The sequence below is a fragment of the Mycobacterium hainanense genome (genome assembly GCF_041890355.1).
Taxonomy (GTDB): domain Bacteria; phylum Actinomycetota; class Actinomycetes; order Mycobacteriales; family Mycobacteriaceae; genus Mycobacterium; species Mycobacterium hainanense.
Genome location: NZ_CP169059.1, coordinates 5,020,202 through 5,033,499 on the forward strand (window position 1 = coordinate 5,020,202; position 13,298 = coordinate 5,033,499).

The window sequence follows — 13,298 nt, forward strand, 5'->3', positions numbered from 1 at the left end:
GGCTCAGAACCCGCGATGGGGGTGGGGCTGCTGCGGGACGAGGGTCTGCGGCTGCTGGGTCTGCGTGTGCGGCGGCGCCACCGTCGTTTCGTGCGTGCTGGGCGGCGGCGCCGCGGTGGTCGGCGCCTGCGTCGACGTGAACGGCGTCTTGGTGTTCGACGGCGGCGTCGTCGTCACCGGCGGTTGGGTGGTGGTCGTCGGCATCGTCGTGGTGGACGGCGTCGTCGTGGTGGGCGTGGTCGGGGTGGGCGTCGTCGTGGTGGTGATCGTCGGCGTCGTCGTGGTGGTGGTGATCGTCGGCGTCGTGGTGGTCGGCGGGTTGTAGGGCGGCGGCGGATATACCGGGACCGGAACGATGACCGGGATCGGAAGCGGCACAGCGGGATTGGGGTTGGGCACGACGCCGGGGGTGGCGGGCGCCACCGGGGCGGGCGCGGCCGGGACACCCGCACCGGGCGACGTGCCCTGCGCCGGAAGGAGACCGTTGGCATCCGGAATGACGCCGCCCTGGAAACCGGCGTTGGGCTGGTCGGCCGGGGGCGGGGGCACCGGCGCCTGCTGCTGCGTCGGCAACAGCGGCAAGAACTTGCCCGGGGCGGCGTTCTGATGGCCCACCACCGGCTGCTGGCTCGCGGCGGGGCGGACCGCGATGGCCACCGCGGCGGCCAGCGACGCGAAACCGATGACTGCGAAGGCGATCACGGCGTTGCCGACCACCAGGGACCGGCGGCTGAGCCGCGAGGGGATGGCCTCGGTCTCGTCGAAGTCGTCGTACCCGTCGTAGTCGGGGTCGTACTCGTCGCCGGGGAACGGCTCGGCGTCCTCGGTCATCGAATACGCCAGCTGCGGTTCCTCGACGGCCGGCGGGGGCACGACGGTCGTCTCGTCCCCGGTGGGCCCCGCGGCCGGCGCCATCGCGGTCTCGTCGCCGGTGAGCCCCACCGCTGGAGCCAGCGCGGTCGCGTCCCCGGCGGACAACGCCGTCTGCGCCGCGGCGGCCATGGCGGCGCCCCGGGCGACCGCGAACGACGGGTCCTCGGCGACCTGCACCCGCATGGTCGACGCATCGCGCAACTGGTCGGCGACCTGGGTCAGCTCGGGGGATGCGCCCACCAGGTACACCTCGCCCGGCGCGTCCGGACTGGCGGTGAGCTGGGCCAACATGGTGTCGAACGCGGCGGTGGCGTCGCCGCCGGCGAGCGGCTGCTGGGCCAGCACGGTCGGCGGTGCGTCCGGGTCCGCACCGGCTCCGGGCACCGACAGCGTCGCCGTCGCGTCGTTCATCACCAGCGCGGCGCCGGGCCGGCCGGCCGCGCGCATCAAGGCGGTCACCGCCTGCGACTCGGAGAGCACCGCGACGTTGGGGACCCCGGAGTTCTCCAGGGCCTGCCGCAACTGGCCGGCGAGCGGAGCGTCGCTCCAGCACAGCCGGGCGCCAACCAGTCGGTGGTTCTCGTCCGCGAGGAGCCGATTGGTGCCGACCACCGTCTCGGTGAGTTTGCCGACCGGGTTGTCCTCCAGGTCGACGACGGACTGGTCGATCACGTCGGCGCCCGGACCGACGAGCGCCAAGCGGGCGACGGGGCCCGTGACCGCGACCCCCAACACGACGTCCATCCCGGTTCTCCTTCGGCCGGCCACCCCACGGCCAGCAATGTCCCGGCATCATTACACTTGCGATACCGTTGGCAGTATCCGTTATTCGGGCGAACAAGGTTTGCCTATAGCGCAGCGTAACCAGCTTCTCGAACGACAGGACGGTCGCCGGGGAATCCGCCACGGCGTCCGAACGGAGATTATGTTCGCAAGCGAGCAGTGCGGCCGCCCCGGCAGGGTATTCGCCCGGCGCGCAACCGAACCTGCGCCGCATGTAATCGTCCTTGATTTGCGGGGGGCATGGTGAGCCAGAGCAGTGACGACACGCCTACCGGCCCCATCCGCGGACAGGCGCAGGCGACCACTCGCATCGTGCGGCCCGCCCCGAGCGCTCCGGCCGCGCCGCCCGACCCGACCCGACGCCGGTGGGTCAGCGACCTGACCGCCGTCGCGCTGCTCGTCATCGCCGTGTTCCTGCCGTGGAATCTGTACTTCGGCGTCGGGATTCCCGGCAGCAACCCGATCCTGTTCGCCGTATTGCTGGCGGTGACCGTGCTCTCCGTCGTCGCCGTCGCGGTAGCCGGTTCCTGGAGGGCGTCCGGCGCGCGGTTCAACCCGGGCACGGCGGGCCGCCTACGCCTGGCGCTCAACATCCCCTACACGCTGCTGGTGCTGGCTTTCGTCGGGTTCGACGCGTTCGAGACCGTCCGGTTCGGGGGCACGGTCAACGTGCCGGGCGGCGTGGGGCCCGGGGCGTGGGTGGGCATCGCCGGCTGCATGCTGAGTGCGCAAGCCGTGACCGCGGGCGCCCGGTCGGGACCGGTCCCCGAGGGCGACGAGCACTCCGGCTGGCTGCGGTCCGCCCGTTTCATCGGCTACGCGTCGATGGCGTTGGCGATGCTCAGCTTCGGTGTCAACCTGTACTGGCGGGTGCGCTATGCGCTGCAAAGCGCCGGGGGCGCAGGCGAGTTCGGCAAGCAGAACGTCGCGGTCATCGTTACGGCGGTGGTCTACGGCGTGGTGGCGTTGGTCGCCGTGCTGGTGGCCGCCAGGTGGTTGCTCCGCGGCACCAGGGCCGCCCGGCTGGCCACCGTCGCGCTCGGCGCTTCGACGCTGGTCGCCGGAATCGGGGTGTGGATCCTGCCGCTGGGTCGCGACATCGACGCGTTCCACGGCATCGCACAGAACACGTCGACCGCCGGGGTCGGCTTCGAGGGCTACCTGGCGTGGGCCGCGGCGGCGGTGTTCGCGCCGGCGACGCTGTTCGGTCACCGCAACACCACCGGCGCCGAGGAGAGCGCCTGGCGGGCGGCGGCCCGAAATGGCTTGCTGCTCATCGCCGTATGGGGCCTGGGTTCGATGGTGATGCGACTGACCGACCTGTTCGTCTCCGTGAGCCTGAACTACCCCTTCTCGCGCTACGACAGCGTGGTGCTTGCCGGGTTCGATCTGGCCACCGCGCTGCTGGCGATCTGGCTGCGCATCAACCTGGCCGACGCCACCCGCTCCGCGCGCCTGATCTCGTCGCTGTGCGGGCTGGTCGCCACGCTGAGCGTCGCGCGCGTGGTGGTGGGCGTGGTGCTGGCGCCGCGATTCGCGGATTCGCCGGCGTCCCCGGCGCGGCACCCGGTCTACGGGAACAACCTCGCCCAGCAGATCACCAGCACCTTCGACGTGGCCCTGTGCGGCCTTGCGCTGTGCATCCTGGGGGCGGCCATCGTCACCGGGCAGCTGCACGGCCGGCGCCTGCGCCGCCGCCGTGCCGCCCGCAAGGCCCCCGCCCCGACGGGCGCTCCCCCCGGGCCGAGGGCACGCGTCCCGGTGGGCCGCGCCGCCGCGCCGTCGGCCGCGGCGACCACCCGGATCAACACCGGCCCCCGGATCTTCCGGGGCGACGATTCCGCGACGCGGCAGATACCCCTGCAGAAACCCAAGATCTACCGGCCGCCGCAGGCGTAGCGCGCTCAGCGCAGCGGGGCGAACGCGAATTCCCGCAAGCCCTCGGCCGGGCCGATGCGCGCCCGGAACCCCAGCACCTCGGCCGCCCGTGACGGGTCGGCAACGATGTGGCGCACGTCGCCGCTGCGGTACTGGCCGGTGATCACCGGTGCCAGCGATCCGCCGCGCGCGTCGCAGAGCGCGCCGGCCACCTGCAGGATCGAGACCGGCCGCCCCGAACAGACGTTGACTGCGGTGAACCCGTCGGTGTGCTGGGTGGCCGCCAGGTTGGCGGCGGCCACGTCGTCGACGTGGACGAAGTCCCGCATCTGGCCCCCGTCCTCGAAAACCCTTGGCGGCTGGCCCTTTTCGAGTGACGACCGGAAGATGGCCGCCACCCCGGAATACGGGGTGTCGCGCGGCATACCGGGACCGTAGACGTTGTGGTAGCGCAGCGCCACCACCGACCCGCCGGTCGACTCCGACCAGGCCAAGGCGTAGTGCTCCTGGGCCGTCTTGCTCGCCGCGTACAGGCTGCGCGGCCGCAGCGCCGCGTCCTCGTCGACGAGGCGCCAAGCCAGTTCCTCGCCCCCGATCGGGCAGCGGTGTTCGAAGACCCCGGCGTCGAGGTCTTCGCGCCGCCGCGGCAGCGGGTCGACGTCCCCGTGCCGCCCACAGTGGTAGCGACCCTGCCCGTACACCACCATCGACGAGGCCAGCACCAGGCGGCGCACTCCCGCGGCGAACATCCGCGCCAGCAGCACCGTCGTGGCGAAATCGTTGTGGCCGCCGTAGGCGGGCGCGTCGGCGGCGTCCACGCCCGCACCGACCATCGCCGCCTGATGACAAACCAGGTCCACCCCGTCCAGCAGGGGCGCCAGCGCCCCGGCGTCGCGGACGTCGACGCGGTGACAACCCCGCGGCAGCACGGGATTCGGGCCGTGCGCTGCGGGCAGCAACGCATCGACGCCAACCACGTCGTGGCCCGCCACGCGCAGCGCCGCGTCCACCCGCGAACCGATGAAGCCGGCCGCCCCGGTGAGCAACACCCTCATGGCAGCTCGACGGGCAGCGTGACCCCGGTGTGCGGCAGGCAGTGCGTGCAGTCGCGTTCGCCGGCGACGCGGCCGATAGCCTGGCGCACCAGCTCTTTGAATCCGCCGATGTTCTTCTCGAATTCGGCGAACACCTCGACGGCGGTCACCCCCTGCCCGGCGATCACCCCGGCGTCCAGGTCGGTGACCAAAGCGATTGCGGCATAACACATTTCCAGTTCGCGGGCCAACACCGCCTCCGGGTAGCCCGTCATGTTCACCAGCGAGAACCCCCGCCGAGGCGAACCACCGGCTCTCCGCCCGGGTGGAAAACCGCGGCCCCTGGATCACCACCATGGTGCCGCCGTCGACCACACCCGGCAGGCCGGTCACCGCGGCGCGCAGGCTGGGACAGTACGGGTCGGCGAAGTCGACGTGGATGCCGCCGGAATCGAAGTAGGTGTCGGCCCGGCCGCTGGTGCGATCGACCAGCTGATCGGGCACCACGACGGCGCCCGGGCCGTTCCCGGGCTCGAGGCTGCCGACGGCGCAGGGCGCGAAGATCCGTCGCACCCCGAGCTTGCGCAGGGCCCACATGTTGGCCCGATACGGCACGGTGTGCGCCGAGAACTGGTGGCTGGTCCCGTGCCGGGGCAAAAACGCCACCTCGTGACCCCCGACGGCGCCGACGGTGAGCGGCGCGCTCGGCGGCCCGTACGGGGTGTCGACGTCGACGGCGCGGGTGTCGGACTCGAAGAACGTGTAAAAACCGCTGCCGCCGATGACTCCGAGCATCCGCCCATTGTGGTGCATGGCCCGCGCCGGATCGTGGGCGCGGGGCGCGGGGCGGGGTACTGGCAGGATGTCCTCGTGGCCAATTTCGGGCAGTGGATCTCCGGTGCGCGGCCGCGGACGCTGCCCAACGCGGTGGCGCCGGTGGTTGCGGGCACCGGCGCGGCGGCGTGGCTGGGATCCGCGGTGTGGTGGAAGGCGCTGTTGGCGCTGGCCGTCGCGGTCGCGCTGACCGTCGGCGTCAACTACGCCAACGACTACTCCGACGGCGTCCGCGGCACCGACGACGAGCGGGCCGGCCCGATGCGCCTGGTGGGCTCGCGGCTGGCCACCCCGCGGTCGGTGCTCGCCGCCGCGGTGGCGAGCCTGACGGTCGGGGCGGCCGCCGGCCTGGCCCTCGCGCTCGTCAGCGCGCCGTGGCTGATCGCCGTGGGCGCGGTGTGCATCGCCGGCGCGTGGCTGTACACGGGCGGCTCGAAACCCTACGGCTACGCCGGTTTCGGCGAGGTCGCGGTGTTCGTCTTCTTCGGGCTGGTGGCCGTGCTCGGCACCGAGTACACCCAGGCGCTGCAGGTGGACTGGGTGGGGCTGGCGCTGGCGGTGTCGATCGGGGCGCTGTCGTCGTCGGTGCTGGTGGCCAACAACCTGCGCGACATTCCGACCGACGCGCAATCGGGGAAGATCACCCTGGCGGTGCGGCTGGGCGATGCCCGCACCCGCATCCTGTACCAGGCGCTGCTCGCGACCGCCGGGCTGCTGACACTGGTGCTGATGGCCGCGACACCGTGGTGCGCCGTCGGATTGGTGGCCACGCCGCTGGCGCTGCGGGCGGCGGGCCCGGTGCGGTCGGGACGCGGCGGCCCGGAGCTCATTCCCGTGCTGCGCGACACCGGGCTGGCCATGGTCGCCTGGGCGATCGCGGTGGCGGCGGCCCTGGCGCTGGCCGGCTGACTCGCCCGGATGTGTCGGTACCGCCCGCGCCCGCGACGGATCGGATAACAATGGGTGGTCGGCCCGCGATCAACGGCCGGTCATGGACAACACCGATCGGGGACAGCAGTGAAGCAGATCGCCGCGACCAGTGGACCGCGGAACATCGGATTGCTCAGCGTCGGGGCGTACCGCCCCGAACGGGTCGTCACCAACGACGAGATTTGCCAGAACATCGACTCGTCCGATGAGTGGATCTTCACCCGCACCGGGATCAAGACCCGCCGGTTCGCCGCCCGCGACGAATCCGCCGCGTCCATGGCCACCGAGGCCGGTCGGCAGGCGATCGCGACCGCGGGGCTGACGCCGTCGGACATCGACTGCGTGATCGTCGCGACCAGCACGCATTTCCTGCAGACGCCGGCGTGCGGCCCGGCGGTTGCCGCCGCCTTGGGCGCCACGGGCGTGCCGGCGTTCGACGTCTCGGCGGGGTGCGCCGGCTTCGGCTACGCGCTGGGCCTCGCGGCCGACATGATCCGCGGCGGGACCGCCGCCAAGGTGCTCGTCCTGGGTTCGGAGAAGCTGTCCCCCACGGTGGACATGCAGGACCGCACCAACTGCTTCATCTTCGCCGACGGCGCGGCGGGGGTGGTGGTGGGCGAGACGCCCGATCAGGGCATCGGCCCGACCATCTGGGGCAGCGACGGCGAACAGGCGCTGGCGATACGGCAGGACATCGACTGGATCGACTACATGGACGCCCCCACCGGGCCCCGCCCGTTCCTGCGGCTCGAGGGCAGCGCGGTGTTCCGGTGGGCGGCGTTCGAGATGGGCAAGGTCGGCCGGCAGGCGATGGACGCGGCCGGCATCAGGCCCGACGAGATCGACGTGTTCGTGCCCCACCAGGCCAACAGCCGCATCAACGAGGTCCTGGCGAAGAGCCTGGAGTTGCGGCCCGACGCCGTCGTCGCCAACGACATCGAGCACACCGGCAACACCTCGGCGGCCTCCATCCCCCTCGCGATGGCCGAGCTGCTGGAAACCGGGGCGGCCAGGCCCGGCGACCTGGCCCTGCTGATCGGTTACGGCGCGGGCCTCAGTTATGCCGCGCAGGTCGTGCGGATGCCCAACTACTGATCGGCCGCCGGCCCGTCGGGGTCGCCATGCAGCCGGGCCCGCAATTGTTCGCGCTCCCGGCGCCGGCGCTCACCGGCCGTCGCCAGCGACGCGGTGGCGCGGCGGCGCAGCGGGCCGAACAGCCAGATGCCCAGGGGCATCGCCATGATCAGCGCGAACAACGCGGCGACCACGATCGGGAACTGGCTGACCCCCATCAGCCGCCCCACCCCGTAGATCGCGGCGGCGAGCGCCACCGCCAGCAGCAGCCGCGCCGCCGCGTAGAGCAGGACGTCGACCACCACCCGGCGGCCACCACCCGGCGCCCGGCCCCCGTCCGCGCCGTCCCTCGGGCTGTTGTCGCTGGCTCCTTCTGACACAGGAGAGAGCCTACGGCGCGGGTATATTCGTCCGAGGAGGTGTTGAGTGCTCTACCTGCTGCTCGTCCTGATTTTGGGGACGCTGATCTACGTTGGCTGGCGCGCGGCGCGGTCGCAGATGAACCGGCCGAAGACTCGCGTCATCGGGCCGGACGACGATCCAGACTTCTTGCGGCGGTTAGGCCACGGGGACAACAACCCCCGCTGAGGCGCTATGCGATCCCGGGGCTGCGCTGCTCCCCCGGAAACCCGTCGGCGACGATGGCCGCCAGCTCGGTGAGCGCCTCGCGCGTCGGCCTCTTCAGCCTGTCCAGCTCGATCTCGGCGCCCTCTTCCAGGTGCGGGTCGAACGGCACCACCTGGACCGCGCGGCAGCGGCGGGCGAAGTGGTCGACCACCTTGTTCATGTCGACCTTGCCGGTGCGCGGCCGCACGCCGTTGATCACCGCGACCGCGTTGCGCACCATGTCCTCGTGGCCGTGCGCGTCCAGCCAGTCCAGTGTCGCCGACGCGCTGCGCGCCCCGTCGATGGATCCCGAACTCACCACGACAAGGACGTCGGCCTTGTCCAGCACCGAGGACATCACCGAGTGCAGCAGGCCCGGGCCGCAGTCGGTGAGGACCAGACCGTAGAACCGTTCCAGCACGTCCAGGACGCGCGTGTAGTCCTCGGCGCTGAACGCCTCCGAGACGGCCGGGTCGGTTTCCGAGGCCAGCACCTCAAGGCCGCTCGGGCCCTTCGAGGTGTAGCGGCGGACATCGCTGTAGCGCTCGATGCTGCCGGCGTCGTGCAGCAGCTGGCGCACCGTCGCCGCGGTCTCCAGCGGGATCTTCTGGCTCAGCGTGCCGCGGTCGGGGTTGGCGTCGACCGCGACCACCCGATCACCGCGGATCGAGGCGAAGGTGGCGCCCATCGTCGCGGCGATCGTCGTCTTGCCGACGCCGCCCTTCAGTGACACCAGCGCGATCCGGTAGCAGCCGCGCAACGGCCGGTTCACCTGCGCCACCAGGTTGTTGTAGCGGGCGGCCCGCGGGCTCTCGCCGAGGTTGATCAGGTGACCGGACAGCTCGTAGAGCAGCCGGCGCCAGCCCTCCGACGGCGGCGGCTTGACCGGCCGCAGCAACATGCCGGTGGACAGCTCCGGGTACGGCGTGTGCGGCACCGGCTCGGGCCGCGGCGGGGCCTGCGGGGGCGGCGCGTCAGCCGGGCCGGTGTAGTAGGCGCCGTACGCGGTCGGGTCGACCCGCGGGATCCCGGTCACCGGGGTGGAATCCCAGGGCGGCATCCCGGCGGGCCTGGGCGTGGTCGGTGGCGCCATGTCCCGCCGCTCGGGCCGCCGTTCGGTGCGGAATCCGGCGAAGGCGCGGGTCGGCGCTTCGCCCCCGTCGGCATGCGGTGCGTCGGCGGTCACGGGCGAGGCCGGCGGCCCCGGTGGAGGCATTTGCGTGGTCGGCTCCTCGGGCGCCCCCACGCCCGTCGTCGGATGGTCGGACACGTGCACTCCCCCTTGCTGCGTTACTTGGGTCGGTCGCTGCGGTCACCCCACGCCCGCATACGAATGCAGGCCCACGGTCACCAGGTTAACGAAGAACAGATTGAAGACCATGGCCACGAACCCCGCGACGTTGATCCACGCCGCCTTGCGGTCCCGCCATCCCGCCGTCGACCTGGCGTGCAGGTAGGCGGCGTAGATAACCCAGGCGACGAAGGACACGGTCTCCTTGGGGTCCCAGCCCCAGTACCGCCCCCACGCCTCCTCCGCCCAGATCGCGCCGAAAATGACGCCGAAGCCGAAGACCGGGAAGGCGAAGATCGTGGTCCGGTAGGCGACGCGGTCCAGCGTCTGCGCGTCGGGGAAGCGCCGCACCACCCGCGCCAGGGCGCCCTCGGCGCCCGGTTCGCCCAGGCGCGAGGTGCGCAGCAGGAACAGGATGCTGGCGATGCCGGCGACCATGAAGACCCCCGAGCCCAGGCTGACCACCGACACGTGGATGGGCAGCCAGTAGGACTGCAGCGCGGGCATCACCGGCGCGGCGTTGGTGTAGAGCCAGCGCCCGGACACCGTGAGCAGGATCAGCACCGGCACCAGCAGGAAGACCCACAGCGGGCGGTATTGCGGGCGGCGCAACACGAACGCCCCGGCGAGCAACCCGCACATGCAGGTCAGGTTGATGAACTCGTACATGTTGCCCCACGGCACCCGCACGGTGGCCAGGCCGCGCAGCACGATGCAGGCGAACAGCAGCCCGATGCCGAGGTAGGCCACGGCCAGCCCGCCCCGCCCGACGCGTTGGTCCAGCGGCCGTCCGGGGACGTCCTCGACGATGCCGGGGGCACCGCGGTCCCCGGCGACCGCGCCGGCCAACACCCGCTCGCGCCGGTCCACGCGGCGGCCGCCGGCGTACGCCAGCTCGAAGGCCAGCAACAGCAACGCGATGACGAGCGCCACCACCGCCGACGTGAACGCCCAGTCGGAGTAGCGCGCCAGCCCGACGTTGACGTGCACCGTGTTCATTTGACGTCCACCTCAGAACTCCTTCTGGACGCGGGGGGCTCGAGTGCCTGAGTGCCGTCGGGCCGGCCCAGGCCGTCCAGCACCCGCTCGGTCAACCGCTCGAACTCGTCGCCCCACCCGGAGTTGTCGGTGCGGGCCAGCCCGCCCAACTCGACGTTCACCGTACCGGCCCCCGGAGTGAGCCGGACCCACACCCGGCGACGGCGCACCAGCAGCGACACCAGCAGTCCACCCATCATCGTGATGGCGAACACCAGCACCCAGACCTGGCCCGGGTCGTGCGAAACCTGAAGGTTGACGAACGGCACGGCGCCGTCGAAGCGGACGACGGTGCCGGCCGCCGGGCCCGCCGCGATCCGGACCTCCTGCCCGGCCCGCAGGTTGACGCGCTTCTCCTTGGTCAGCCGGCCCTGCTGGATCAGCCGCGGGTCCAGGGTGAACAGCGATTGGGGCCGCCCGGTGTCCAGGCCGGTGTCGCCGCGATAGATGTCGACGGCCACCGCGGGGGCGTTCAGGGCCGGGAACCGCGACGACAACAGGGCGCCGTCGAGCTGCTCGGTCGGCGCCAGCAGGCCCTGAATCGCGATCTCGTGCTGGCGGCGGTCCACGGCGTTGGGATAGCTGCCGGCGGGCGGGTCGATGCGCACCACCCCCGACGAGAGCAGGGTCTGCGGGTTGTCGGGCCGCCATTGCACGGTCGAGGTGCGCGTCTGCCCGTCCGGGAACGTCACGGTGAAGGTGGGCGCGTAGCCGTGGCCCTGCAGGTAGACGCGGTCGCCGCCGACCCGCAGCGGGTGGTTGACCTCCAGCAGGTAGGGCCGCCAGTTGTTGGCCGCCAGGTCACGGCCGGCCTGGTAGTCGATATCGGCGGCGAACGAGGTGGCCTGCCCAGAGGGCAGGTAGTGCGCCTGAAAGTCGTTGACGCGGATGCAGATCGGGTTCAGCGATGTGCCGTCGACGGTGTTGCCCGCACGGAACGAGTCGAACGCGGCCGGCGAGGCCGAGCAGAAGCCCGGCCCGGAGTCGGCGATGACGATGACGTTGCCCTCGTATCCGAACAGCTTGCCGACGGCCACCGCGACCAGCAGGCCCAGCAAGGAGAAGTGGAAGACGATGTTGCCGAACTCGCGCAGGTAGCCCTTCTCGGCGGACACCTCGACCAGGCTGGCCTCGCCCTCGTCCGGGTGCCGGATCGCGGTGCGCCAGCCGCGCAGCCGCCCGGTGATGGTGTTCGCCAGGGCGTTGAGCTCGTCGGGGTCGGCCGGCAGCTGCGCGCTGGCGTGCTTGGGCAGCCGGGCCAGGTTGCGCGGGGCGGCCACCGGGGTGGCGCGCAGGCTGCGGGCGTGCTCGATCATCCGCGGCGTCAGGCAGCCGACCAGCGACACGAACAGCAGGACGTAGATGGCGGTGAACCAGAAGCTGGAGAACACGTTGAACGCCTGCAGCCGATCCAGCCAGGGCCCGATGACCGGGTGAGCCTTCAGGTAGTCGTCGACCTTGCCGGCGTTGAGGCTGCGCTGCGGCAGCAGCGCCCCGGGTATGGCGCCCAGCGCGAGCAGGAACAGCAGCACCAGCGCGGTGCCCATCGAGGTCAACGCGCGCCAGGTTTTGCGCCCCCAGGCGAGTGCTTGCCTCAAATCGGCAGCCTCACGTCGGACACGAAGGCGTCGCGCAGCCAGGAGACGAAGTCGTTCCACACGCCGGTGACCAGCAGGATGCCCACCGCGATCAGCAGCGCGCCGCCGAAGACCTGGATGGCCCGGGTGTGGCGTCGCAGCCAGCCCAGCGCGCCCACGGCGCCGGCCGAGCCGAACGCCAGCAGCACGAACGGGATGCCCAGCCCCAGGCAGTACGCGATCACCAGGACGATCCCGCGGGCCACGCTCGCGCCGTCGGTGGCCGAGGCGATGGTGATCACGCCGGCCAGCGTCGGACCCAGGCACGGCGTCCAGCCCAACGCGAAGACCGCGCCCAGCAGCGGCGCCCCGGCGACGGTGGTCAGCTGGCGCGGGCTGAACCGGGCCTGCCGTTGCAGCGCCGGGATCAGGCCGACGAACGCAAGCCCCATCACGATCGTCAGCACGCCCCCGACCCGCTGCAGCAGCAGCTGGTTGGTGATCAGCGTCGTCGTCATCCCGAGGACCGCCACCGTGCCCAGCACGAAGATCGTGGTGAAGCCGGCGACGAACAACGCCGCCGAGCCGGCCACCCGCCAGCGCGCCGACGGCGGGGCCTTGACCTGGCCGGGCAGCGGCTGCTCGTCGACGCCGACGACGGCGGCCAGGTACGACAGGTAGCCGGGCACCAGCGGCACCACGCACGGCGAGGCGAAGGACACCAGCCCCGCCAGCAGGCACACGCCGAGGGCCACCAGCAGCGGTCCGGCGGCGGCGATCTGGGTGAACCCGGTCACTCGCGGGCCAGCTTCTGCACCACGGGCTGCAGGTCGGCCGCCAGCAATTCGCGCAGGAACACCGCCGCGACCCGGTGCTGGCGGTCCAGGACGAGCGTGGACGGGATCACGGTGGTGGGGTACTTGCCGCCGAACGCGATCAAGGTGCGCATCGCCGGGTCGTAGATCGAGGGGAACGTCACGTGGCGGTCGTTGACGAAGTCCAGCGCGGCCTGCCGGTTGCTGTCGCGCACGTCGATGCCGAGGAAGGACACCCCCGCGTCGCGGGTGGCGTCGTACACCTGCTGCAGCTGGCCGACCTCGGCGCGACACGGCCCGCACCATTGGCCCCAGATATTGATGACGACGACACGGCCGGCGAAGATCGGGTCGTCCAGCGACAGCGGGTGGGCGGGGTCGGCCAGGTCGGGCCCGGTCAGCGGGCCGGGGTGGCCGCGGCTGGACGGCGGGTCGTAGTAGATGTCGGTCTTCCCGCCCGGGGAGACGAACTCGAAGGTGCCGCCCTGGGCCACCGCGTCGCGACCGGACGAGCAGCCGGCAACGAGGGTCGTCACCACGACCCCGGCCATCGCCAGTCGCCATG

Annotated in this window: 12 protein-coding genes and 1 pseudogene; 4 read left to right on the forward strand and 9 right to left on the reverse strand. The window is 72.0% G+C overall.

The annotated features are described in order from the left end of the window. Positions 1-3: 3 nt before the first annotated feature. Positions 4-1,617, reverse strand: coding sequence for a hypothetical protein (locus ACEL92_RS23630; RefSeq protein WP_374023012.1), 1,614 nt, complete (start codon positions 1,615-1,617; stop codon positions 4-6). Between the two features lie 279 nt (positions 1,618-1,896). Here ACEL92_RS23630 and ACEL92_RS23635 point away from each other — a divergent pair, with 279 nt between their 5' ends. After that, positions 1,897-3,555, forward strand: coding sequence for a hypothetical protein (locus tag ACEL92_RS23635; protein ID WP_374023013.1), 1,659 nt, complete (start codon positions 1,897-1,899; stop codon positions 3,553-3,555). A 5-nt stretch (positions 3,556-3,560) separates the two neighbouring features. Here the strand turns inward: ACEL92_RS23635 and ACEL92_RS23640 are convergent, their stop codons facing one another. Beyond that, positions 3,561-4,589, reverse strand: coding sequence for an NAD-dependent epimerase/dehydratase family protein (locus tag ACEL92_RS23640; protein ID WP_374023014.1), 1,029 nt, complete (start codon positions 4,587-4,589; stop codon positions 3,561-3,563). Beyond that, positions 4,586-5,363 (reverse strand): annotated as a pseudogene (locus tag ACEL92_RS23645) (S-methyl-5'-thioadenosine phosphorylase). The gene ACEL92_RS23640 and the pseudogene ACEL92_RS23645 overlap by 4 nt, the downstream one beginning before the upstream one ends. A 75-nt stretch (positions 5,364-5,438) precedes the next feature. Here ACEL92_RS23645 and ACEL92_RS23650 point away from each other — a divergent pair. After that, positions 5,439-6,311: a 1,4-dihydroxy-2-naphthoate polyprenyltransferase gene (locus ACEL92_RS23650; RefSeq protein ID WP_374023015.1), complete on the forward strand. Its 873-nt coding sequence runs from the start codon at positions 5,439-5,441 to the stop codon at positions 6,309-6,311. Between the two features lie 108 nt (positions 6,312-6,419). Continuing rightward, positions 6,420-7,427 carry a beta-ketoacyl-ACP synthase III gene (locus tag ACEL92_RS23655; RefSeq protein ID WP_374023016.1) on the forward strand — a complete coding sequence of 336 codons (1,008 nt, stop codon included), beginning with the start codon at positions 6,420-6,422 and terminating at the stop codon, positions 7,425-7,427. Here ACEL92_RS23655 and ACEL92_RS23660 read toward each other — a convergent pair. After that, positions 7,421-7,786, reverse strand: coding sequence for a DUF4229 domain-containing protein (locus ACEL92_RS23660; RefSeq protein ID WP_374023017.1), 366 nt, complete (start codon positions 7,784-7,786; stop codon positions 7,421-7,423). The genes ACEL92_RS23655 and ACEL92_RS23660 overlap by 7 nt on opposite strands. Before the next feature lie 46 nt (positions 7,787-7,832). Here ACEL92_RS23660 and ACEL92_RS23665 point away from each other — a divergent pair, with 46 nt between their 5' ends. Then, positions 7,833-7,994, forward strand: coding sequence for a hypothetical protein (locus ACEL92_RS23665; RefSeq protein WP_374023018.1), 162 nt, complete (start codon positions 7,833-7,835; stop codon positions 7,992-7,994). A gap of 4 nt (positions 7,995-7,998) precedes the next feature. Here the strand turns inward: ACEL92_RS23665 and ACEL92_RS23670 are convergent, their stop codons facing one another. The 5 genes from ACEL92_RS23670 to ACEL92_RS23690 are packed head-to-tail and all read right to left on the reverse strand — an operon-like array spanning position 7,999 to position 13,284. Next, complete coding sequence (locus ACEL92_RS23670; protein WP_374023019.1) at positions 7,999-9,288, reverse strand: MinD/ParA family protein; 1,290 nt, start codon at positions 9,286-9,288, stop codon at positions 7,999-8,001. A 36-nt stretch (positions 9,289-9,324) separates the two neighbouring features. Continuing rightward, positions 9,325-10,302, reverse strand: coding sequence for a c-type cytochrome biogenesis protein CcsB (ccsB, locus tag ACEL92_RS23675; protein ID WP_374023020.1), 978 nt, complete (start codon positions 10,300-10,302; stop codon positions 9,325-9,327). Beyond that, a complete protein-coding gene (locus ACEL92_RS23680) occupies positions 10,299-11,888 on the reverse strand; it encodes a cytochrome c biogenesis protein ResB (RefSeq protein ID WP_374026355.1) in 1,590 nt (529 codons plus the stop codon). The genes ccsB and ACEL92_RS23680 overlap by 4 nt, the downstream gene beginning before the upstream one ends. Before the next feature lie 47 nt (positions 11,889-11,935). After that, positions 11,936-12,715 carry a cytochrome c biogenesis CcdA family protein gene (locus ACEL92_RS23685; protein ID WP_374023021.1) on the reverse strand — a complete coding sequence of 260 codons (780 nt, stop codon included), beginning with the start codon at positions 12,713-12,715 and terminating at the stop codon, positions 11,936-11,938. Further along, complete coding sequence (locus ACEL92_RS23690; RefSeq protein ID WP_084187684.1) at positions 12,712-13,284, reverse strand: TlpA disulfide reductase family protein; 573 nt, start codon at positions 13,282-13,284, stop codon at positions 12,712-12,714. The genes ACEL92_RS23685 and ACEL92_RS23690 overlap by 4 nt, the downstream gene beginning before the upstream one ends. Positions 13,285-13,298 lie beyond the last annotated feature (14 nt).